Genomic DNA, 22,684 nt, shown 5'->3' on the forward strand with positions numbered 1-22,684 from the left:
ATATATGTTTTCTACAATATTTAAACACGAAATAAATTACTGGTTTAAAAAACCGGCATTCTATATTTATCTTGCAATATTTTTTATTATTGCTACACTTTTTGCAGGAGGGACAGCTGGTTTTTTTGACTCGATGTCAGGTTCAGTAGGAGGTAGTAAAATTGTAAACTCTCCAATTGGTATTTACGGTATGTTTGCTGGTACTGCTCAATTAATATTTTTCTTATTTCCTTCTATTATTGGAGTTACAATTTTTAGAGATTATAAAAGTGAAATGCATTCAATTTTATACTCGTATCCATTTACGAAAGCTAGTTATTTGTTCGCTAAGTTTTTAAGTGGTTTACTGATTGTTTCTTTAATAGTTTTAGTTATTGGATTAGGAGTTGTTATAGGGTTTCGATTACCAGGAACCAATCCTGAAATAGTAAATGCATTTAATCTTGTAGCCTATTTACATTCGTATTTAGTGTATGTTATTCCTAACTCCTTATTATTTGGAGCTATTGTTTTTGCAGTTGTAACTTTTACTAGAAATATAGCAGCTGGTTTTATTACTGTTATTTTATTGATGTTAGTTCAAGGGTTGATGCAGAGTCTTTTGTCTGAAGAAGGGAATAGACTTTTAGCAGGATTAATAGATCCATACGGTGATGCATCTTTAAATTATTATTCACGTTATTGGACGTTAGCAGAACAAAATGAGGCGGCTTTACCATTTAAAGGAATTGTTATTTATAATCGATTAATTTGGTTAGCTGTTGCTACATTAATATTTGTAGCGGTGTATAGAAAGTTTTCGTTTAGTCAAAATGCCATAACGTTGTCTTTTTTCAAAAAAGAAAAAGGAAACAGAGTTACAAAAAAGAATTTTGGAAGCGTAACAAGAATTAATTTACCTACTGTAAATTATAATTTTTCATTTAATCAAAACTTAAAAAATACTTGGAAGTTATCCAATATAGATTTTAAGTATATAGTAACGGCATTGCCTTTTATAGCAATTGTTTTAGTAGGGTTGATTTTAATTGTAATAACCTTATCTGAAACTGGGTTAATATTTGGTACAAAAACGTTACCAGTAACATGGGAAATGTTACGAAGCGGTGCAGCTGCGTTTACGCTGTCGATAAATATTATTACATTTTTATATGCTGGGATGTTAGTGCATAGGAGTAAAATGTCACAAACTAATCATTTAATTGATGTAACACCAACTCCTAACTGGGTTTTGTGGTTGTCTAAATTAATAGCATTGTTAAAGGTTCAGTTAGTTTTGTTAGCAGTTGTTATGTTTGCTGGAATTATTTACCAAACATATAAAGGGTTTTATAATTATGAGCTTACTCACTATATATATGAGTTGTTTGTTTTACAGTTTATACATTTTGCAGTTTGGGCATTGTTAGCATTGTTTATTCAAACTTTGGTAGGAAACCCATATGTAGGGTTATTTATTTTAATTGTAATTAATTTTGGACTTCCTTTTTTAACCTTTGCAGGTATAGAGCAATCAATTTTCAAATACAATCAAGGACCAGGTTTTAGATATTCAGATATGAATGGCTATGGGGCTTCATTAAAAAGTTATTTACTATATAAAGGATATTGGACTTTAGGAGGTATAGTATTATTAGTATTAACAAGCTTATTTTGGGTTCGTGGCATACCACACTCCTTTAAAGAAAGAGTATCTATCTTTAAAAATCGATTAACAGTTAAAACTATAACTGTATTTGGACTGTTTTTAATCGCTTTTTTTACCCTAGGAGGAAGAATTTATTATGAAAATAATATAAAAAATGAGAGAACATCTAGAAAAGAACGTGAAGAGTTACGAGTAAAATGGGAAAAAGATTATAAAAAATATCAAGGAAAAGCACAACCAAGAATTGTTGCTGTAAATGTTGATATGAATATTTTTCCAAAAACCTATGATTTTAAGTCTTCTGGAACTTATAAAATGATTAATAAAACAAATGAGGTAATAGATAGTTTGTTTTTGAATCATAATAATTATCCAAGTACCTTTGAGTTTAATAAATCAACAACCTTAGTACTAGAGGATACTATTCAAAACTTTGATATCTATAAATTAAAAACTCCATTACAACCAGGAGACAGTTTAGAACTAAAATTTACAGTTAAAAATAAACTAAATAATTTTTTTAGAAAGAACTCTCCAGTTCGTAGAAATGGTACCTTTATGAATAGTGGAATTTATCCTTCATTTGGGTACTCTGACGGAGGAGAATTAAGAGATAATAAAACTCGAAAGAAATATGGTTTAGGTAAAAATGATTTGAAGCCTCATCCATCTGATAGTACTGCTTTAGGGAATACCTATATTTCAAGAGATAGTGACTGGATTGATTTTGAAGCTACTGTTAGTACCGATGAAGATCAAATAGCAATTGCTCCTGGGTACTTGCAAAAAGAATGGGTAAAAGATGGACGTAAGTATTTTCATTACAAGATGGATAGTAAAATATTAAACTTTTACGCATTCATATCCGCTAAATATGAAATCAAGAAAGATGCATGGAATGATGTGAATCTTGAGATTTATTACCAAAAAGGTCATGAGTATAATTTAGAGAGAATGATGAAAGGAATTAAAGCTTCTTTAGATTATAATTCTAAAAACTTTAGCCCTTATCAACATAAGCAAGTTCGTATTATAGAATTTCCAAAGACTGGAGGAACCTTTGCTCAATCATTCCCTAATACAATCCCTTTTTCTGAGTCTATTGGATTTATTGCTGATGTAGATAAAAAAGATGAAGGAGTTGACTACCCATTTGCGGTTACTGTTCATGAATTAGCACATCAATGGTGGGCACATCAAGTTATAGGTGCAGATGTTTTAGGAGCAACAATGTTATCGGAGAGCTTGTCTGAGTATGTTTCCTTAAAAGTTTTAGAACATAAAGCAGGGAAAACAGAAATGAGAAAGTTTTTGAAGAAGTCATTAGATGGTTACTTAACGCAAAGAGCTATGGAACGAAAACGTGAAAAGCCATTAATGTATAATGACGGTCAAGGATATATTCATTACCAAAAAGGATCTTTAATATTTTATGCATTGAGTGATTATATTGGTGAAGAGAAATTGAATGGAGCGCTAAAAGAGTATGTTGAAAAAGTAAAATTTCAAGAAGCTCCGTATACAACATCGATTGAAATGGTTGATTACATAGAAAAAGTTGTGCCGGATAGTTTGAAATATACGATTAAAGATATGTTTGAAACGGTTACGTTGTATAGAAATAGAGTAGTAGATGTTTCTTCGAAAAAATTAGATAATGGTAAATATCAAGTAGATATTGAATTTAATGTTAGTAAATACAGAAATAATGATAAAGGAAAGCGTTATTACGGAGAACAAGTTGGAGATACAATTTCTTATAAAACAGCAAAAATGAAAAAGCCTATTTTATCTGTTCCTCTAAAAGATTATATTGATATAGGAATCTTTGGAGAAGAAGAGATTGGAGGTGAAAAGAAAGAAGTAGAATTATATTTGAAAAAACACAAAATTACTCAGGTTAATAATAGAGTATCTATTGTAGTTGATAATAAACCTGTTGAAGTAGGGGTGGATCCATACAATAAATTAATTGACACAAAGTCTGACGATAATAGGAGGAAACTGTAACAATTAGTTAATTTATTTAAAATAATTTTTAAGCAAGTGATGATTTTTAATTATCACTTGTTTTTTTTACGAGAATTAATTAGCTATCCACTCTTCTAAGTCATGTATACTATTGAAAATTAGGTTTATTGATAAATCAATGGAGTCTATTTCTACATTTGTGTACTTGTCTCTTAATAAAGCAGTAAATTTTCCTTTTGTTGGGTGATTAAAATTATAATGTATTCCGCTTAAAAGGCTGTCATACGTAACATATTCAAAAGATAACTTTTTAAGAATAAAATCGGTTATCATAATATTATTTCTTAGGGCTAGATAAGTGTTTGTTTATCAGTTGTTTGGTGTAAATTTAAAGAATATAAAAAGTTTTATGTATTACATTAGATAAACTCCTTTAAAGTGTAGTTGAATGAAAAGTAAAACATGTTAAAAGTTGTTTTTTACGATTTTAATAGTTTTGAAAAAAGGTTGTAAAATATGTTACAACCTTTATTGTTGTTAATTTATAGACACCTTTTTGCTAATAGCACCATTTTTAGAGATTACCTCTGCAATATAAATTCCAGGAGTTATTTTAGATATACCAATAATTGCATTGCCATTTGATTTGAATTCCTTGGTAATTATTTTTTCACCAAGAATAGTGTATAGAATAAAAGAGAATTTCTCAGATTCTAATCCTGTAATTGTTAATTCACTTTTTGAAGACCTGTAAATATTTACATTTTTCATCAGTTCTTTTTTATCATTTGTGCCTAACTTTTTAGAAGTTGTATGTATATAGAACTGACCAACGTCATTCATGTCTTTCTCAAGGGTAATTGTATATTTTTTGGTAGATAGGTTTGTAAAAGTATTTTTTTTTCTGTCTTCTAAGTAAACTTGTATATCAGAAGGTAAGTTAGTTGATTTAATAGAGAAATTTAAGGTTTTTCCTGCTTTAGCTTTTATCCCAATAGGAATAATAAGAGTATCTAAGTTGTTAATAGGTAAAGATTGGATTGCTAAATTTTCATTTTGATTATTACTAACTAATTGAGAATAGATTGCAAAACTTGAAGAAACACCGTCATACATTGTTCCGTCGTAACCATTATCAAATCCAGTAGTTGCTCCATTTAAATAAAATAACTTGGTTGCTCTAGAGTTTTTATTTTCTGTTATTATTACTTCAATCTCTGTTCTTTCATTTCGTTGAAATGTGTCAAGTTGGTGGCTTTGATTCGTAGTGCTGAAGGTGATGTTTGAGTTGCTATTAGCACTAACAAAAAACGCTTGGGTTGGCGCTATTTGAAAGTTTCCATCTATACCGCTCATTTTTAAATCATAATTATTAGTTTCTTGGTTCCATAACCATACGGTTTCTTCTGTTAAAGCCCTTGAATTGTTTGTTAAAAAAGTACCAAGATTGATATAGGAGGTAAATGGGTTTCCAATTAAATTAAAATTGTTTGATGCTTGTGTTATAGGTAAAGTAACAGGAACATTATTTATACGACCATTAAATTTTAAATCATTACTAGTATTTAATTTTACTGAATATCCTTTTCCAGGAGGCATAATACCAGTTGAGGCATTGGAGAAATAGTTCCATGTTGAACCATTATTTTTATAAGGTGCAAAGCCAATATTTTTTTCTGATCCCCTAGCAAATTCATTGTTAGAAATTAAGTTTTCAATAGTTTCTAATTTTAATGGAGAAGATACTAAATACCAATTGTTTGTTTTTAGGTTTCTTTTGTAAGTAAATGCTCCTTCTACAGAAGCGTTAGCTATTAAAGAACTGCCAGAAGCAAAAGTTACTTTTTGTAAAGATGTAGAAAAATTAATTGTAGGTTGATTAATTGTTTTTAAAATTAAAACCTCATCTGAAATATTAGGAGTATTTCCTGTGCTCCAATTTGAAGGGTTTTTCCAGTTAGTATCAATAGTACCTTTCCAAGTAATTGTTGAAATGGGCAAATTTGAAACATTGTATTTACCTGGTGTTGCTTTTTGTGAATTAGATGATATTAATGTATGCTTTACAAAGTTACCAATCAGATCATCGCTTCTTGCTATAGATTGATTTGAATTTGCTTCACTTCCGTAAGTATGAGAAGTAATTACGATACTATTATTATTTTTTAAAGAAACCATATCTCCAGTATTATTTAAGCTAAGTCGTCCTGTTGAAGCTTTTACTGCTATACCTGGAATAACAGTTGGTGTTCCACCTCCAAAAATGACTATAGATTGTCCAGGAGGTATCGTTATATTTCCAAAAGTATGGCGAATAGAACTAGCATCAGAAATGCTATAATCTTTAAGGTTATAAGAGATAATATCTGTGTTAATCAATTCAATAAATTCATCTTGAGAAGTATTAGTTATTCCATCTCCATTAGCATCTATTCCAGTAGGATCAGCCAAAATTTCATTAATAATAATCTTGGGTAAATCATTATCAGTAATGGTCAAAGTATGTGTGTTAATATTTATATCTGCACTGCCGCCAATAACCATTAACTTTAAAATGATTGTTTCATCATCTGTGTCTAGGTCGTTATTAATATCTATTGAGATATTTTGAGTTTCATTGGAGGTAAAGGTTATCGAAGAAGTATTTAATTTATAATCTTCTATTTCGGCTGTGCTAGTAGGGTCAATTGTAATATTAATTGTGGTGTTAGATGTGTAACTTGAAAACAATAACGGAATTTGTTTGTTGAAAGTCGTTGTATTTTCATTAGTAGAACTAGTGCTGTATTTAAAGCTTACCGTTGGGTTAATTGAAGGGGTTTTGCCTTCAACTAATATATCATCTATCCATAACAAGCCAGCTCTAGTTTTAGTATATTCAAAATATATTCCAAAATAGTTTTTTACAATATAATCATTATTAGTAGCACTCCCTTCAAGCTTTAAAGAATCAAAATTACCATTTTCATCAACAAATAGCTCCCATAATCCACTTATACTTCTCGTTATTTTAATCCCCTTAATATCGTTGGCTTTCCAATCAATTTTGGAAGTAATTATTGGTATGTCTGAGGTTCCGTTTGTTACTTTCCATAAGGTTAAAATATCTGATGTGCCAGATAAATTAACTCCAACAGCGTATCCATCAATGGTACTAGATTCTAAATCAGATTCATTAGCGGTTAAATAAACCCAAAACTTATTTTTACTTGATGGATTCCAATTTCCGTTTTTCAAGTTGAATTGCCATGTTATATTTTGAGTTGTTAAATTTAAGTTTGAAATACTTTTGCTGATATAACTTTTTCCAGCTGCTCCTGATATATTGTGCTTTAATGAATGGGAACCACTAATAGGAGATGCGGAAGTACTTGTCCAGTGGCCATTAGTTCCTTCAGTCCAACCGGTAATAGTGCCATCATTGAAGTTATCATTAATTACTTGACTGTAGGTGGTGGAAATTAAAAAATAGCACAACAGGAAAACCGTCGCAAAAGCGAAATTGTTTTTTCTTTTCATAGTTTTTTCTTTTTAAGTAGCTAAACTTAAATAAAAAATAATGATAAGAAAAATTTTTTTCAGTATAATTAATGTTTAATTTGTTGATTTACAGTTGTTAATTTTTACTTAAGCTTTAAATTATAATGAATAATGATATTTTTGAGTAAATAAAAAGCCTCAAGATTTTTCTTGAGGCTTTATGCTATTCTTTATTTACAATTAGAAACCATCACCTGGTGATTCAGGGCTTTGCGCCTGAGCTTTTTTAGGATTCAGTAATATATACGTCCCTAAAGCTGTTAAAGCAGTATATTTACCATAATTACCTATTTTTTTTAGAGCTTCTTTACGAGTTATATCAGTATCGTTATTTTTAACTTGTTTTTTCATGATTCTATTTTTTATTATTGAACAATAATTTTCTTACTTAGCTTTCCTAATTCAGATGATAATTCTACTACGTACACTCCTGAAGCAATTTCAGGAAGAGTAATAATTGCAGTACCATTTGTTTTGAATTTTTTAGTAGTAATTTTCTTACCAAGTATTGAATACAAAGTTAAAGAAGCTTTTTCTGATTGTAATCCAGCTATAGTTAATTGATTTTTAGAAGATCTATAGATACTTACATTTTCTAATAATTGATTTACGTTATCGGTACTCAATCTTTCAGAAGATGTATGAATATAGAATTGACCTATTCCGTTGGCATCTTTATCAAGAGTAATAGTATAGTTTTCCTCAGATAAATTAGTAAAAACATTATTAATCCTGTCTTCTAAATATACGTTAATACCTTCTGGGAAGTTAGTGCCTTTGACAGATATTTCTATTGATTTTCCTGCTTTCGCTTGAAGTCCAACTGGCACTATCATATTTTCGAAACCACTATTAGGTAATGTTTGAATCGCTAATTTTTTACCTTTATTATTAGTGATTAATTCAGTAAATATTTTTAAATCAGAAGTATCTTCACTAAACATTTTAGAATCGTACCCGTTGTCGAAAGATGTTGTTTTTCCGTCTACGTAAAACACTTTAGTAGAATTTTTCTCATCTTGTCTTTCAACAAATAATTCGAAAGTTGGATAAGAATTTTCAAAAGCTCTTATGAATGTATCCGTAGTTTGATGGCTTTGATTCGTAGCTGCAAAAGTTACGTTTCCACTACTTGAAGCTTCGACAAAGAATCCTTGCCCAGGAGCCAATTCTATAGGAGAAATGGCATTGTATGTTACATATTTAGTTCCATCCCACAACCATAATGTTTCCTCAGAAAGTAAAGAAGAATTAGTAGTTGCAAAAGTAGCAGAATTCACGTAAGAAGTAAACGGGTTTCCTAATAAGTTAAAATTAGTTCGAGAACCCATTGATATTGGAATAATAATATCAGTAGTATTCAAACTACCAGAAACGGTTAGAGTACCAGGGTTTGCCAATTTTATAGATATACCAAGTCCATTAGCGATACCAATGTTAGATGTAGTTTGAGCATATATCCAGGCAGGGACCAGTATTGTTTAAATAATATCCTAACCCTAAATTTCCTCCTGTACCAGAAGCAAGATCATTATTGGCAATTACATCGTCAAGAGTCTCTCCAGAAACAGGAGCTGAAACCAAATGCCAATTGGTAGTTGGAAGGTTTCTGTTATAGGTAATAGATCCATTTACAGAAGCTTGAGCGATAAAAGAAGCACCATCATTTAAGGTTATACTGTTCACCGTTATACCAGATGTAGCTGTAGGGTAATTGGTTATCCCATTAGGGATAGTTACATTGCCACCACTATGAGGAACCATATTATTGTTCCAGTTAGAAGTATTATTCCAATTATTGTCAGTATTTCCAGTCCAAGTATATGTATTGTAGTGTATGTCTATATTAAAAGTAGACGAATTTGGACACGTACCAGCAGTTGCATAAGTCACAACATATGAACCAGGTGTAGATGCCGAAATGTCAATTACTCCAGTAGAAGCGTTTATATCTAAACCTCCTGCTGCTGAAAAGGTTCCTCCCGTTAATCCAGTAATGGTGGGAGAAGGATCGGCATCTTCCGTTGTGTATGATGAAGCTCCATAACTAAAAGATGCATCATCTAAAGCGTTAATGGTCATGAATAACCCAGCTGAGTTAGGGCAATTGTCATTTGTTGTGTATGTGATGCGATATGTTCCAGGCGTAGATTCGGAAACTTTAATTAATCCATTAGCATCAATCGATAAACCAGGGGTAGAAGAGAAAGTTCCTCCAGGAGAATTCACGATGGTAGGTGCTTTATTAGGTGAATTAAGACAAATGGCAGTTGTGCCATACGTAAACGAGGATCGTCTAGAGCATTTATGGTTACACTCGTAGTGGATGAATTAGGACAGGCTCCAGCTGTTGTATAGGTTACAGTATATGTATTAGGAGTAGATGCCGAAACATCAATCGTTCCATTCGAAGCAATTACTAAACCAGGAGTTGATGAGAACGAACCTCCTGTTAAACCAGTAATGGTTGGAGAAGGGTCAGAAGCATTACTACAATACGCTGCAGCCCCATAGCTAAAAGAAGCGTCATCTAAAGCATTAATGGTAAGATTAGCCGAAGCTGAATTCGGACAGGCTCCAGCGGTTGTATACGTAATAGAATATGTTCCAGGAGTTGAAGCAGACACATCAATAGTTCCGTTTGAGGCAATCACCAAACCATTGGTAGAAGAGAATGTTCCACCAGGAGTAGCAATGCTATTTGGTGATGGGTCAGACGCATTAACGCAGTAAGCCGAAGCGGGATAGCTAAAAGAAGCGTCGTCTAAAGCTTTAATAGTCATACTAGTTGTAGCGGAATTCGGACATATTCCAGTTTTTGTATACCTAATAGTATAGGTTCCAGGAGTGGAAGCGGAAACATCTATAGTTCCATTCGCAGCAATCGCCAACCCAGGAGTAGACGAAAAAGTTCCACCAGGAGAAGCAATAGCACTAGGCGATGGGTCCGGTGCATCTAGGCAGTAAGCATAAGCGGGATAGGCAAAAGAAGCGTCTTCTGCAGTGTTTATGGTCACAGTTGTTGTTGCTGAATTTGGACAGTTACCGGCTGTTGTATAGACAACCGTATGGGTTCCAGGTGCAGAAGCGTAAGTATTAATTCTACCAGTGGTTGAATCTATACTTAAACCTCCTGGAGAAGAAAAAGTTCCACCAGGAGTTGCAATATTGTTCGGTGCTGGATTCATATCATTCGAGCAGTAAGTTGCAGAAGCATAACTAAAAGATGCGTCGTCTAACGGATAAATCGTTACAGATTTCGTTGAAGTATTAGGGCATGCTCCAGTGGTTGTATACGAAACCGTATAGGTTCCAGGAGTGGAAGCGGAAACGTCAATTTTACCCGTGGTTGTATTTATATTTAATCCTGCTGCAGAAGAAAAAGTTCCACCAGGAGATGCAATACTGTTCGGTAATGGATCGGATGAATCCACACAGAAAGCCGGAGCATCATATCTAAATGAGGCATCATCTTGATTGATGGTTATGGTTGTACTGGTAGCGTTAGAACACGATCCATCAGTAGTGGTATACGTTATGGTATATGTTCCTGCATCAGAAGTGGTAAGGTTTATTTTTCCTGTGGTAATATTCATAGCAATACCAGCAGGTGAGGAAGTAAAAAATCCTCCATACTCCGTAATAGTTGGTGTTGGGTCAGAACCGTTTTTACAATACGTTGAAGCATCGTAGTTAAAGGAAGCATCGGGTGCATCATTTACAGTAACCGTTACTGCTCCGCAGCTTCCTGGTGTTACACAACCACCCTCTCCACGGATATAGTAAGTTGTAGTGGTGGTTGGACTTACATTAAAAGTGCCAGTAGCGGTAACTCCTATTAGAGTACCTCCGCATGATCCTGTATAGATATGCCAATTCGTAGCGTCATTTAAACTTGAGCTATTGGAAATATTTAAATTGGTGTTTCCTCCTTTACAAATAGTTGGAGTAGTGGCAGTTATTGTTGGTATGTCAGGGGCAGCACAGGGAATAACGTCCCATCTAAATCCATCAAGGGCAAGGTAGTCAGCATTTCCAGTAGTGGTTATTATAATTTCGTCAATGCTCGAGTTTGTGTTATCACTTCCTCCTTCTGAGGAAAAATCAATTAGTGTAAAACCATTGTTAGGAGAGCCTGAAGGGATATCCGAAAAGCCAGATGTTTTAGTGAATGTGAAAACATTATTACCATCTTTCTTACCTAATATAGTTACATTTAAACTAGTGGGGTTTTGAGTTGCATTAAATTGAGCTATGTATAGGTAAAAGCTTTTTATTAGAAAATCAGTCCCATCACTAGATTTAATATTTAAAGATGTTCCTCCACCTACAGTGACAGCATCGGAATTATCAAGAAATACATCATCGGAAGTACTTCCATTCCATCCTGAACCAGAAGTAGTAGAATTAACATCATAAGTTTCTGCAGAATCCACAGTAGTGAAGGTCTGCCCATTATTGGTAAATGATTTTGAAGAGTTTGTTTCATCTTCAAAATCTTCTGTAGTTTGAGAAAAACAAGGCACTGACAATAGACAGAGCATAATAAAAAAAGCAGAGTATAGCTTTTTTGAATGGTAAAAATGAGTAGTTTTTAGATTCATAATTTTTCGGTTAAGTTAGAAATCAAATATAGCTTAAATGCTACTAAATTAGAAACTTAAGTTTTTTTTAAAAGTATTTATGGTATAAGAGTGCTATAATAATCCATTAAAGTTGAAAAATGAGGAATGGAATTAATTTTAATGTCTTAATTTGTGCAAAAAAAATACATGTTACGCGAAATATTTTCTGAAATAATTAATTCTAAGACGTTTACTGAATCTAAAAATGCAGCAACTACTTTATTTAATTTTTACGAGAAGCTTTCCGATAAGCTTTTGTTGAATTCAAAAATGGATTCTTCGACTAAAATAAATGGAGGAATAGCTTTATCTCATGAGCATGCTGCTGATTGCATTATAGATCATTTAAGAACTACTAAGTTTATAAAAGGCATTTATGCATGTGTTTTAGAGTTAAAAAAAATGTTTCCTGGAGAGGTTATTAATGTTCTATATGCAGGAAGTGGTCCATACGGAACATTAATCATTCCTATATTGTCTGAGTTTAAAAATGAAGAGATAAATGTAACGGTTATAGATATTCATGAAAGCTCAATAAAATGTTTAAGGCAAATAGTCGAGTATCTAGGTTTTGAGAAATATATCAAAGAGTATGTAATTGATGATGCAAGTGTTTATAAAGGTTTGAAGGAAGAATATCATTTGGTGATTTCAGAAACAATGGATGTGGCTTTAACAAAAGAACCTCAAGTTATGATAACCAAAAATATTGTACCTATGTTAAAAAAGGATGGTTTTTTAGTACCGCAAGAGATTAAAGTAAGTACTCAAAATTCTTTTTACGCAAAAGAAATTTCTTTTATTGAAGAATTAAGAAAGGGAGAAAGAGATGATGGGGATTATTCAGAACAAGAAAGTAAGATATTATTCAAACTAAATAAAAAAACATCTTTTAACGAAGAAAATTTTTATGAATTTGATTCGGAAGTTTTTGCTAAGTCAGAAGGTACCGAACTTTATCCAGATATTTGTATATATACAGAGGTAAAGATATTTAAGGATGAAATTCTAAAAAAAGGAGAGTCATTATTAACTATGCCTTATTGTGTTTCTTCAATATATAATATTGAGAAAGAAAATTATAGGTTGAATTATTCTACTAAGGATATTCCAATATGGAGAGTGTTGGTTTATTATTAAATAACAAAAGACCTATAAAAAGGTCTTTTGTTATTTAATAATAAATATTCAATTTTAGTTTCTTGACGGAAAAGTACCGTATAAACAAATTATGTAATTAACTACACCAAAAGGTTGTCTGTTTTCATGAGATCTACTTCCACCTGCATTTCCTACAATAACTGATGATTGACCTAATTCAACATCAGGGGTTGCATCATTAAAACCATAGGTTTGAATAACACTTCTTCCATTTGGAGTGACGGGAGTTGCAATAGATGATCCAGTGGTAGCTTGTGATTTTGTAGCGTTTGCTGAACTTACTTTTGGTTTTGTTACCGCAACGTGCGTGTGAGAGGGTATTTCTAGAATATTAAGAGTAACCTCTTCGATACCTCCCATTGCACCTGTTGGGTAAGGTGATAAACCAGGTCCTTGTCCAGACCCAATAGCTGCTCGTCCCCTCAGATCGGGTAACGCAAAAGTAGTTCTTCCGTCTCCACCGTATATTGTGCCTATTAACGAGAATAAGGCAGAATTTTGAGCAATAGATTGTAATTGCCCTTGACAAAGAGCCCAGTTTCTTGGAGCCCAATTGGGTCCCCATAATCGAACTTCACCAGTATATCCTTCCATAAGAATTGTATTTTTTTGTTAACATTTTATTCGCTTGTAAAAATTAGTGTCGAAATTAGCAGTTACGATATCGTGAATACTTAATTTCTTGAAGGATAAATTCCTTGTAAGCATATAATATAATTGAGGACACCAAAAGGTTGTCTGTTTTCGTGTGATAGATTTCCACCCGTATTTCCTACAGTAACAGGATTTGAACCTAAATCTACATCAGGAGTTGCATCATTGAAACCATAAGTTTGAATAGCACTTCTTCCACTTGGAGTTACTGGAGTTCCTATTGAAGACCCTGTAGTTGCTTGCGATTTGGTTGCGTTTGCTGAACTTACAGATAGTTTCGATATGGCGGTATGGTTATGAGAAGGTATTTCAGATACATTCAATGTGACAGATTCTTGACCTGCTTTAGCTCCAATCACATAATCACTTAATCCTGGCCCACGTCCTGAACCAATGGCGGTTCTACCTCTTAAATCAGGTAAAGCAAAAGTAGTTCTTCCGTCACCACCATAAATTGTTCCGAGTAATGAAAATAGGGCGTTGTTCTGAGCAATAGCTAATAACTGTCCTTGACAGAATGCCCAATTTCTTGGAGTCCAATTTGGACCCCATAATCGGATTTCTCCAATATATCCATCTTCCATAATAATAATAATAAGTAGTTAATATTTTAAATTTTGTTTATCAGTAAATTAATACTAGTGCGAATATAGGAAATATAACCCACGAACAAAAAAACTCTGTTTTCTTGTATACAAAGTTATTTTTTTTAGGCTATGAGAAACAGTGTTTTAGCTTGAACGCACACTTTTTAGGTTTGAACGCTCTTTTTTGAGGAATAAAAGTTTATGAATAGTTTAATCTTTTGAAAATCAGCTTAGTTTTTTCTCCAGAAAAATGGGGTTAAAAGTATTAAAACAGTGAATAACTCTAAACGCCCGATAAGCATTAAAAACGAACAAAACCATTTAGCCCCAACAGATAAATGGGCAAAATTATCAACAGGACTAACACTACCAATTGCGGGACCTATATTCCCTAAAGACGAGGCACATGCTCCTAAAGCAGATTTAATATCTAATCCTAAAAAAGCTAAAATTACTGTCCCTAGAATGAAAATTAACATATACAATACAAAGAATGACAAGATGTTAAAAACTATAGTTTGACTAACAGCTTTTCCATCGTAACGAACAGGTATTATGGCATTAGGGTGTAATGATTTTTTAAATTCTAAAAAACTACTTTTAAGTAGTACAATATGACGAACAATTTTTACTCCTCCAGAGGTTGAACCTGCTGATCCTCCTAAGAAAAATAAAGCAAAGAAAATTGCAGTAATGAAGAAATTCCACATGGTGAAATCTGCAGTTACAAAACCTGTAGTTGTGATTACAGAAATTACAGAAAAAAATGAATGACGAAAGGCACTTTCTACTTTGCCGAGCACCATTGGGTGTTCTATGTTTGTATTTAAATTAGGATCTTGAAAAAAGATGATAGTAAAGGCAATAATTGTTGAAATTCCTAGTACACTGAATAGATAATATCTAAATTCTTCATTTCGTAAAACCTTTTGAATCTTGCCTTTTAAAGCAAAATATGTAAGAACAAAATTGGTACCAGCTATAAACATGAAAATAGTAATTATATATTGTATTGCTGGCATATTGTTATAATAAGCTATACTAGAGTTTTTTGTTGAAAACCCACCAGTACTTACAGTTGCCATAGCGTGGTTTATAGCATCAAACCATGTCATACCTGCAACTTTTAGTAAAATAAATTCAATAAAAGTTAAAAGAACATAAATTAACCATAATCTTTTAGCGGTATCAGTTATTCTGGGATGTAATTTATCGGCGGAAGGACCAGGAGCTTCAGCCATAAATAATTGCATTCCTCCAATACCCAATAAAGGAAGAATGGCTATAGTTAGTACTATTATTCCCATACCACCAATCCAATGTGTTGCACTTCGCCAAAAAAGAATTCCTTTAGGCATAGATTCAATATCAGTTAATATAGAAGAACCAGTAGTTGAATAGCCCGAAATAGTTTCGAAAAAGGCATTAGGAATAGATGATATTGTACCTGATAATAGATAGGGTAGCATTCCTGTAAATGATAATGTTAACCATCCTAATGTTACGATTAAATATCCTTCTTTTTTTTGGATTTTTTTTGAAATAGGTTTGTTAAAGAAAAAAAGTAAAAGGCCAATGGTAACAGTTATTATACCTGCATTTAAAATTCCTAACACTGCATTCTCATTGTGGTACAAACTAAAAGGGATTGCTAACCACATAAATAAGCCGTTTAAAACAGCTGTTAAACCTAAAAATCGATAAATAAGTTTAAAGTTAAGATTTTCCATTAGTTGAATAAATCTTCTACAATTGATATTGCTTCAGGTAAACAAAATACAATAGCTTTGTCACCACTTTGTAATTGGAAGTCTCCAAAAGACATTAATGCTTTTCCTTCTCTAATAACACCTCCAATAATAGCTTCTCTTGGAAAACGTAATTCCTTTACTACTTTTTGTGTAACTCTCGCATTGGGTTGAACTTCGAATTCAAAAACTTCCGCATCAATGTTATGAAGGTTTGCCAATGCTAAGATTTCACCTTTACGTATGTGCCTAAAAATATTACTAGCAGCAATTAATTTTTTATTAATTAGGGTGTCAATACCGATGGTTTGAGAGATGTTGATGTAATCCATATTTTCAACCAAAGCAACTGTTTTTTTTACACCTTTTGATTTAGCAACTAAACAAGACATAATGTTTGTTTCAGAATCACCAGTGACAGCAACAAAAGCGTCCATTTCTCTTATGTTTTCCTCTTCAAGTAATTCTAAGTTTCTTCCATCTCCGTTAATAACTAATGTATTTCTTAGATTTTCAGCTAATTGTAAAGCTTTTCCTTTTTTTCGTTCTATTAATTTTACTTTAAAGTTATCAATACATAAATTTCTAGCTGTCTTTTCTCCAATACTACTACCTCCAAGAATCATTACATTGTTAATATCAACATGCTCTTTTCCTATAATAGGATGAAGTTTTTTAATACTATAGCTAGGTACAGAAAAATAAACTTGATCATTAATTTTATATACAGTGTCACCTCGAGGAATTATAGTTTGAGCTATTCCTTCTCTTTTTATTGCAATGGTAATAAAATCTACTAAGCAATATTTCTCTTTAACTTCTTTTACCGTTAAATTTAGAATAGGTGATTTATAACCTAATGTAGTTCCCATAATGTTAAAAACTCCATTTTCAAAGGCTACAGTATCATTAAAAGACGATTGGTTTAAAAGAAGTTTAATTTCTTTAGCAGCTAGCTCTTCCGGAGAAATCATAAAGTCTACACCATATTCTTTAAAATTGATTACATCGTTATTTAAAAACTCAGGATTGTTTATTCTAGCAATTGTTTTTTTTACACCTAAGGCCTTGCCAATGACAGAAATAGTAAAATTAGTGTTTTGACTTTCAGTCACGGCTAATAAAAGATCTGCAGAACTGATACCAATTTCTTTCAGTAATTTTATAGAAGTAGCATCCCCTTTCTTGGTAATAACATCCAAGTGGTTGTTTATATAGTTAAGTTTGGCTCCGTCAAAATCTATAATATACGTATCTTGAGATTCGTATGATAAAAGCTTAGCCAAATGAAAACCTACGTCTCCAGCCCCGGCTATGATAATCTTCATATTTAAAATTATAAAAGATAAGATGCAAAGATACTCTGCTTGTTTGTGGTATGCAAAAAATGATTTATATTTATAATTAAAAATAAAAATTGCACAATGAAAAAATTAGCTATAAAGTCATGGGCTCAAGAAGATAGACCTCGTGAAAAACTATTATTGAAAGGTAAAAACACATTATCTGATGCCGAACTTATTGCAATATTAATAAGCTCAGGAAATAGACAAGAAAGTGCCCTAGATTTGTCTAAAAGAATATTACAATCTGTAGGGAATAATCTTAATAAATTATCGAAATTATCAATTGAAGAGTTACTGCAATTTAAAGGAATAGGGGAGGCGAAAGCTACAACTATTGTAACTGCATTAGAGTTTGGTAAAAGAAAACAGTTTGAAGAAAACCAAAAAATACCTAAAATAACTTCATCATTGGATGTAGCAAAAATAATGCAACCATTAATAGGTGATTTGGAACACGAAGAATTTTGGGTTTTATATTTAAATAATTCTAATAAAGTTTTAGCAAAACAACAAATAAGTAAAGGTGGATTAACAGCTACTTTAGTTGATATTCGGATTATATTAAAAAAAGCATTAGAACTTTTTGCCATTGGTTTAATACTGTGTCATAATCATCCTTCAGGTAAATTAAAACCAAGTAAATCAGATATTGAATTAACAGAAAAAATAAAGAAAGCAACTTTTACATTAGACTTAAAATTATTAGATCATTTAATAATTACTGAAAAAGCGTATTTTAGCTTTACAGATGAAAGAGTTTTATAAAATCTTTAAAACTTTGCTACTTATAAAACTATAAAAATGCTTTTAATTTATACGCATAAAATTACTCCTAGAGTTAGATATATTTTTAAACATATTATAAATCGTGTATTACAAATACCTATCAGTTTTACTAATAAAGTTGAAGAGTTTGTAGCACATAATGGACCCAAATTTTCATATACTAAAGTAGCATTAGGGAAAGAGTTTTTTATTAAAAGTCATGATTTACTTTTTCAACAAGGCATAAGAGATATTGAAATACACATACAAAAATGGAAAGGAGTTCCTTGCTTTTTCTTTCAAGGTGAAAAATCAAACATTCCTTTTGATATATTTTCAGCAAGTTTTTACCTAATTACTCGCTATGAAGAATACTTGCCGCATATAAAAGATAAACATGGGCGATTTGAAGCGGCAGAAAGTATTGCTTTTAAATATAATTTTTTAGAAAAACCGCTAATAGATATTTGGGCATATATGTTTTTGGAAGAATTAAAACAACGATTTCCTGAGTATGAATATAGTTATAGGAAATACAGTTTTATATCAACAATTGATGTTGATAATGCTTTTGCCTATAAACATAAAAGTTTTGTTAGAACTGTAGGAGGATTTTTCAAAGATGCTTATCAGTTAAATATTTTTAATTTATGGGATAGGTTTAGTATTCGTTTCAATATTAAAAAAGACCCGTTTGATACCTTTCAAAAGATTCTTGATTTAAAAAAACAATACGATATTAGAACTCTTTTCTTTTTTTTGATAGCTGATTATACAACGTTTGATACCAATGTTTCTGCTTCAAAACCCAAATTTAAATTATTAATTAAGAATATGGTAGACTATGCAAGAGTAGGCTTACACCCTTCTTATTATACAATGAATAATTTGACTATGTTGAAAAAAGAAAAAGAGCGTTTAGAGAATATTACAAACATGCCCATAAAAAGATCAAGGCAACATTATTTGCGGTTTTCATTACCTGACACATATCAGAAATTAATCGATTTAGAAATCGAAGAAGATTATTCTATGGGATATGCAAGTCATGCGGGATTTAGAGCGAGTACTTGTACACCATTTTATTTTTTTGATATTGATTTTGAGATACAAACTCCTTTAAAAATTTTTCCTTTTGCGGTAATGGACACAACTTTAAATGATTATATGAAATTAACTCCTAAACAGGCCCTTGGTAAAATTAGAGATCTAAAAAATGAGGTAAAAAGAGTGAATGGTGTTTTTATAACATTATTTCATAATGAAAGTCTTAGTGGATATCAGCGTTGGAGAGGTTGGAGTAGATTGTATGATTCGATGTTAAAAATAGTAAAAGTTTAATGATTTCGTTTGTAAAAAGAAAAGATGTAGAGGAAGATAAGTATAATGATTGTATTAGTAATTCTTTACAGTCCAATGTGTTTGGGTTTTCATGGTATCTAGATATGGTAACTGATAATTGGGATGTTTTAGTATTGAATGATTATGAAGCAGTAATGCCTTTGCCTTTCAGAAGAAAAGCTTTTATAAAATATGTATACCCACCATTTTGGTTAATTCAATTAGGTATTTATTCAAAACAGGTTGAAGATGAAAATGAATTTTTAATTGAGTTATTTGATAACTTTAATTTTGTAGAATTACGTATGAATTATATGAACTCATTTAGCATGTTTTCTGTATTTCAACAAGAAAAAAGAATTCAAATTTTACCATTAAATAGAGAATATGAAGTTATTTGTACTAAGTACAACAGAAACAGAAAAAGAGAATTAAAAAAAGCTGTATCTTATGATTTAAATGAATGCTGGAATGATTGTCCAACGGTTTTAATTAACCTATTCAAAGAAAATGTAGGTAAACGTGTAAAAAAAATTTCAGACAAAGATTATGATAAATTATTAGCATTAATGCAGGTTTGTATTCGCAAGAAAATAGGGGAACTTTTAACCATTTATGATAAGGATAATAGGATAGTTTCTGGAGCTTTTTTTCTAAAACATAAAAAAAGAGTAACTGAATTAGTGTGTTCTTCTGATTTTAAGAATCGTAAAAATGGAGCTAATACATTTATGAATGATAGAGCAATTTACAAATATTCAAGGAATTTTGATGTTTTTGATTTTGGAGGTTCTTCCATGAAAAAAATTGCTGCTTATTATAAAAGTTTTGGAGCAATTGATGAAAAATATACCCAATTGTATTATAATAATTTACCCAAAATAGTTAAGTTTTTTAAACGATAAAATTGTTTTTCTTATAGTAATAAAAAAAAGTAAAACAAGATGTTAAACCTGTAAACCACATTAATAAAGCTGAGGTTATTGCAGCTCCTCTAATACCTAATTTGGGAATTAAATAGTAATTACTAACTATATTTATGCATAGTGCAATTAATGTTATATAATAGTTCGCTTTTATTTTTCCAATAGAAGATAAAAGATTTCCAAAAATACCTCTAAATATTAAAATTCCACATACGCCTAAATTTAAAATAAAAAAACTTTCAGTGTGTTGAACAAAGGTTGTATCAAAAAAAGTTAACGTTGTTTCATCAAAAAGATAAAAAAAGAGCACAAACCCTATGCTTATTGCCGAAAACAATAACATGTAACTTTTTATGTAGTTATAAATATACTTTTTTTGAGTAATTTTCTCAGTAAATGAAACAAAATCTGTAGTAATGAAAACCCTCGGTAAAAATAAGATACTAAAAGGAATTATAGATATATATCTATAAGCAGTTACGCTTTCTGGCTTTTCTAGAAGATATCCCACTAATAAAATATCAATAGCAAAAAGTAACATGGTAGCCACATTGGCTAAACCACCAAAAAAACCATATTTCCAAAATTCTTTATTAATAAAAAAAGGTTTTTTTAATTCTGGTTTTAATTGGATGCTTATTTCTTTTCGGAATATAAAAACAGTAATAATTGGAGTTAATATAAATCCAATAACATATCCTTTTTCTGTAAAAAAGTAGCAAAATAAACTTACAGTTATAATTAAAAGAGAGTTGTATATTATTTCAGAATAAGCTACTACTTTATTACGATGTTCAAGGCGTGCTTTTATTTTAATAACTTCAAATAAAAAGAGAGGAATAAAAATCAAAGAAAAAGTACTTAAATAGTATCCTGTTTTAAATAATTTAAAAGGAAATAAAAAACCTATAGAAGCAATTATAATTGAAAGAATTCCAGATGCAATAACACCATTTTTTAATACATAATTGAGGAGGAATTCTCGTTCTTTATTATTGTTAGTCAAGGCTCCATAACGTATATAGCTTTGGTGAAGCCCAAAGCCAATAAAAGGAATTAAAAAAGTAATAATATTCCAAGAAAATAAAACCAATCCAAGTTCTTTGTTAGGAATTAATTGTAAGGCAATCCAAGAGGTTAAAAAAGAGAATATCCTTGCTACAACAGTAGCTGTGAAAATATAACCACCAGCACGATTTAAAAAATTTTGTATGTAGGCTTTAATTAAATTCAATTTAATGCTTTTTCATATAGTTTGGAAAATTGATTAGCAATGCTCATGTCACTAAAATTTTCTTTGGCATATTTATGCATTTCTTCTTTATTGCTCTTTGGATAGTTGTATACATATTTTAATTTATTTAGTAATTGAAGTTCATTTCTTGGTTCAATTAAAAAACCGAATTTGTTTGGAAAATATTCAGAAATACCTCCAACATTAGAACTAATTACTGGTGTACCACAAGCAAAACTTTCTAGAATGACACAAGGTAAATTTTCATAGTTACTAAACAATACAAAAACATCAGCTTGTTGAATGTAGTTTATCACTTTTAAATGAGGGATATGATTAATAAACTTTACTTTATGAGTAATTTTCAACTTATCGGCCAAAACTCTATATTTTAAAGAGTTTTCTCCAATTAAAATTAATTGGAAGTCAGTAGTGGTTTTATTTAATTCACAAATGGTATTTATAATTCCTGATACATTTTTATGTGAATCAAGCATATTTGATACATGAACGATAGTAAATAGGTTGGCTGTTTTTTTAGATGGTAAAAATAAATCAGTATTCACTACATTAGGAACTTTTAGGTAATTTCCACTCAAGTTTAACTTTTGCATAGATTGCTTTAAATTATCAGAAACAGGGCATATTACAGTTGCTTGTTTAGTAATATACTTCGATAATAATAATTCAGTTTTAGAAATGCTTTTTGCTAATGGCATGTGGTAGCCTGTCCAATGTTCAGAAATAATATACTGTTTTTTTTTGTGCAATTTTAAATACAAAGCTACTATTCCAAAAGGGTATAATTTATTAAGATGTACTATGTCAAAGTGACCGATTTTTTTTAATAAAATTCCGAATGCTCTACAAAAGCGAATTATTTTTAGTAAAGGGTTTTTACTGTGTTTTATGTAGGCTATATGAGTGTAAATTCCATTGATTGATTTTGATGTAATTTCAATGTTTTTATGTAATGAAGGGTCAGAAATTATGTGTAAAACTGAAACTTTATGTAATGTATTCACTGCCTCAGCATGTCGTTGAATAAAATCACCATTATTTGGTAATACCCTTGAAGGATACCATCCACATAAAAAAAGGATATGAAGTTTACTTTTTATCAAAATTTTGTAGTAAA

The 22,684-nt window shown here is 31.0% G+C and carries 17 protein-coding genes; 5 read left to right on the plus strand and 12 right to left on the minus strand.

The window, feature by feature from the left end:
* Positions 1-4 precede the first annotated feature (4 nt).
* On the plus strand, positions 5-3,658 hold the full coding sequence (locus ACMFBB_RS17870; protein WP_435262091.1) for a M1 family aminopeptidase: 3,654 nt from the start codon (positions 5-7) through the stop codon (positions 3,656-3,658).
* Positions 3,659-3,733: 75 nt separating this feature from the next.
* On the opposite strand, the gene ACMFBB_RS17875 is transcribed toward ACMFBB_RS17870, so the two are convergent.
* The 6 genes from ACMFBB_RS17875 to ACMFBB_RS17900 all read right to left on the minus strand — a co-directional run bounded on the left by ACMFBB_RS17875 (position 3,734) and on the right by ACMFBB_RS17900 (position 11,763).
* Positions 3,734-3,952, minus strand: a complete 219-nt coding sequence (locus ACMFBB_RS17875; RefSeq protein ID WP_435262092.1) for a hypothetical protein — start codon at positions 3,950-3,952, stop codon at positions 3,734-3,736.
* Positions 3,953-4,156: 204 nt separating this feature from the next.
* Positions 4,157-7,138, minus strand: coding sequence for a lamin tail domain-containing protein (locus tag ACMFBB_RS17880; protein ID WP_435262093.1), 2,982 nt, complete (start codon positions 7,136-7,138; stop codon positions 4,157-4,159).
* Positions 7,139-7,339: 201 nt separating this feature from the next.
* A complete protein-coding gene (locus ACMFBB_RS17885) occupies positions 7,340-7,510 on the minus strand; it encodes a hypothetical protein (RefSeq protein ID WP_435262094.1) in 171 nt (56 codons plus the stop codon).
* A 14-nt stretch (positions 7,511-7,524) separates the two neighbouring features.
* Complete coding sequence (locus ACMFBB_RS17890) at positions 7,525-8,559, minus strand: T9SS type A sorting domain-containing protein (RefSeq protein ID WP_435262095.1); 1,035 nt, start codon at positions 8,557-8,559, stop codon at positions 7,525-7,527.
* A 37-nt stretch (positions 8,560-8,596) separates the two neighbouring features.
* Complete coding sequence (locus ACMFBB_RS17895; RefSeq protein ID WP_435262096.1) at positions 8,597-9,388, minus strand: hypothetical protein; 792 nt, start codon at positions 9,386-9,388, stop codon at positions 8,597-8,599.
* Positions 9,385-11,763 (minus strand): hypothetical protein, encoded by a 2,379-nt coding sequence (locus ACMFBB_RS17900; RefSeq protein WP_435262097.1) that lies wholly within the window; start codon positions 11,761-11,763, stop codon positions 9,385-9,387. The genes ACMFBB_RS17895 and ACMFBB_RS17900 overlap by 4 nt, the downstream gene beginning before the upstream one ends.
* 168 nt (positions 11,764-11,931) lie before the next feature.
* Between ACMFBB_RS17900 and ACMFBB_RS17905 the strand changes: the two genes are divergently transcribed.
* Complete coding sequence (locus ACMFBB_RS17905) at positions 11,932-12,924, plus strand: hypothetical protein (RefSeq protein WP_435262098.1); 993 nt, start codon at positions 11,932-11,934, stop codon at positions 12,922-12,924.
* A gap of 54 nt (positions 12,925-12,978) precedes the next feature.
* On the opposite strand, the gene ACMFBB_RS17910 is transcribed toward ACMFBB_RS17905, so the two are convergent.
* The 4 genes from ACMFBB_RS17910 to trkA all read right to left on the minus strand — a co-directional run bounded on the left by ACMFBB_RS17910 (position 12,979) and on the right by trkA (position 17,262).
* A complete protein-coding gene (locus tag ACMFBB_RS17910; protein ID WP_435262099.1) occupies positions 12,979-13,539 on the minus strand; it encodes a phage tail protein in 561 nt (186 codons plus the stop codon).
* An 80-nt stretch (positions 13,540-13,619) separates the two neighbouring features.
* Positions 13,620-14,183 (minus strand): phage tail protein, encoded by a 564-nt coding sequence (locus ACMFBB_RS17915; RefSeq protein WP_435262100.1) that lies wholly within the window; start codon positions 14,181-14,183, stop codon positions 13,620-13,622.
* Positions 14,184-14,416: 233 nt separating this feature from the next.
* Positions 14,417-15,916 carry a TrkH family potassium uptake protein gene (locus ACMFBB_RS17920; protein ID WP_435262101.1) on the minus strand — a complete coding sequence of 500 codons (1,500 nt, stop codon included), beginning with the start codon at positions 15,914-15,916 and terminating at the stop codon, positions 14,417-14,419.
* A complete protein-coding gene (trkA, locus tag ACMFBB_RS17925; protein ID WP_435262102.1) occupies positions 15,916-17,262 on the minus strand; it encodes a Trk system potassium transporter TrkA in 1,347 nt (448 codons plus the stop codon). Before trkA ends, ACMFBB_RS17920 begins: the two co-directional genes overlap by 1 nt.
* Positions 17,263-17,358: 96 nt before the next feature.
* On the opposite strand from trkA, the gene radC reads away from it, so the two are divergent.
* Genes radC through ACMFBB_RS17940 form a run of 3 tightly spaced genes read left to right on the plus strand, consistent with a single transcriptional unit; the run spans position 17,359 to position 20,291 of the window.
* Positions 17,359-18,045, plus strand: coding sequence for a RadC family protein (gene radC, locus ACMFBB_RS17930; protein ID WP_435262103.1), 687 nt, complete (start codon positions 17,359-17,361; stop codon positions 18,043-18,045).
* 36 nt (positions 18,046-18,081) lie between these two features.
* Positions 18,082-19,386 (plus strand): polysaccharide deacetylase family protein, encoded by a 1,305-nt coding sequence (locus ACMFBB_RS17935; protein WP_435262104.1) that lies wholly within the window; start codon positions 18,082-18,084, stop codon positions 19,384-19,386.
* Complete coding sequence (locus ACMFBB_RS17940; protein WP_435262105.1) at positions 19,386-20,291, plus strand: hypothetical protein; 906 nt, start codon at positions 19,386-19,388, stop codon at positions 20,289-20,291. Before ACMFBB_RS17935 ends, ACMFBB_RS17940 begins: the two co-directional genes overlap by 1 nt.
* Here the strand turns inward: ACMFBB_RS17940 and ACMFBB_RS17945 are convergent.
* Positions 20,281-21,546, minus strand: a complete 1,266-nt coding sequence (locus ACMFBB_RS17945; RefSeq protein ID WP_435262106.1) for a hypothetical protein — start codon at positions 21,544-21,546, stop codon at positions 20,281-20,283. The two genes, ACMFBB_RS17940 and ACMFBB_RS17945, sit on opposite strands and share 11 nt — an antisense overlap.
* Positions 21,543-22,670 carry a glycosyltransferase family 4 protein gene (locus ACMFBB_RS17950; RefSeq protein ID WP_435262107.1) on the minus strand — a complete coding sequence of 376 codons (1,128 nt, stop codon included), beginning with the start codon at positions 22,668-22,670 and terminating at the stop codon, positions 21,543-21,545. Before ACMFBB_RS17950 ends, ACMFBB_RS17945 begins: the two co-directional genes overlap by 4 nt.
* Positions 22,671-22,684: the final 14 nt, after the last annotated feature.

Origin of the sequence: Tenacibaculum sp. nBUS_03, assembly GCF_051201695.1 — a bacterium.
Classification (GTDB): domain Bacteria; phylum Bacteroidota; class Bacteroidia; order Flavobacteriales; family Flavobacteriaceae; genus Polaribacter.

Excerpts from the sequence above, each read along its gene's own strand:
- ACMFBB_RS17870 (WP_435262091.1), top strand. The coding sequence starts at position 5 with ATGTTTTCTACAATATTTAAACACGAAATAAATTACTGGTTTAAAAAA.
- ACMFBB_RS17875 (WP_435262092.1), bottom strand. The coding sequence starts at position 3,952 with ATGATAACCGATTTTATTCTTAAAAAGTTATCTTTTGAATATGTTACG.
- ACMFBB_RS17880 (WP_435262093.1), bottom strand. The coding sequence starts at position 7,138 with ATGAAAAGAAAAAACAATTTCGCTTTTGCGACGGTTTTCCTGTTGTGC.
- ACMFBB_RS17885 (WP_435262094.1), bottom strand. The coding sequence starts at position 7,510 with ATGAAAAAACAAGTTAAAAATAACGATACTGATATAACTCGTAAAGAA.
- ACMFBB_RS17900 (WP_435262097.1), bottom strand. The coding sequence starts at position 11,763 with ATGAATCTAAAAACTACTCATTTTTACCATTCAAAAAAGCTATACTCT.
- ACMFBB_RS17905 (WP_435262098.1), top strand. The coding sequence starts at position 11,932 with ATGTTACGCGAAATATTTTCTGAAATAATTAATTCTAAGACGTTTACT.
- ACMFBB_RS17910 (WP_435262099.1), bottom strand. The coding sequence starts at position 13,539 with ATGGAAGGATATACTGGTGAAGTTCGATTATGGGGACCCAATTGGGCT.
- ACMFBB_RS17915 (WP_435262100.1), bottom strand. The coding sequence starts at position 14,183 with ATGGAAGATGGATATATTGGAGAAATCCGATTATGGGGTCCAAATTGG.
- ACMFBB_RS17920 (WP_435262101.1), bottom strand. The coding sequence starts at position 15,916 with ATGGAAAATCTTAACTTTAAACTTATTTATCGATTTTTAGGTTTAACA.
- trkA (WP_435262102.1), bottom strand. The coding sequence starts at position 17,262 with ATGAAGATTATCATAGCCGGGGCTGGAGACGTAGGTTTTCATTTGGCT.
- radC (WP_435262103.1), top strand. The coding sequence starts at position 17,359 with ATGAAAAAATTAGCTATAAAGTCATGGGCTCAAGAAGATAGACCTCGT.
- ACMFBB_RS17935 (WP_435262104.1), top strand. The coding sequence starts at position 18,082 with ATGCTTTTAATTTATACGCATAAAATTACTCCTAGAGTTAGATATATT.
- ACMFBB_RS17940 (WP_435262105.1), top strand. The coding sequence starts at position 19,386 with ATGATTTCGTTTGTAAAAAGAAAAGATGTAGAGGAAGATAAGTATAAT.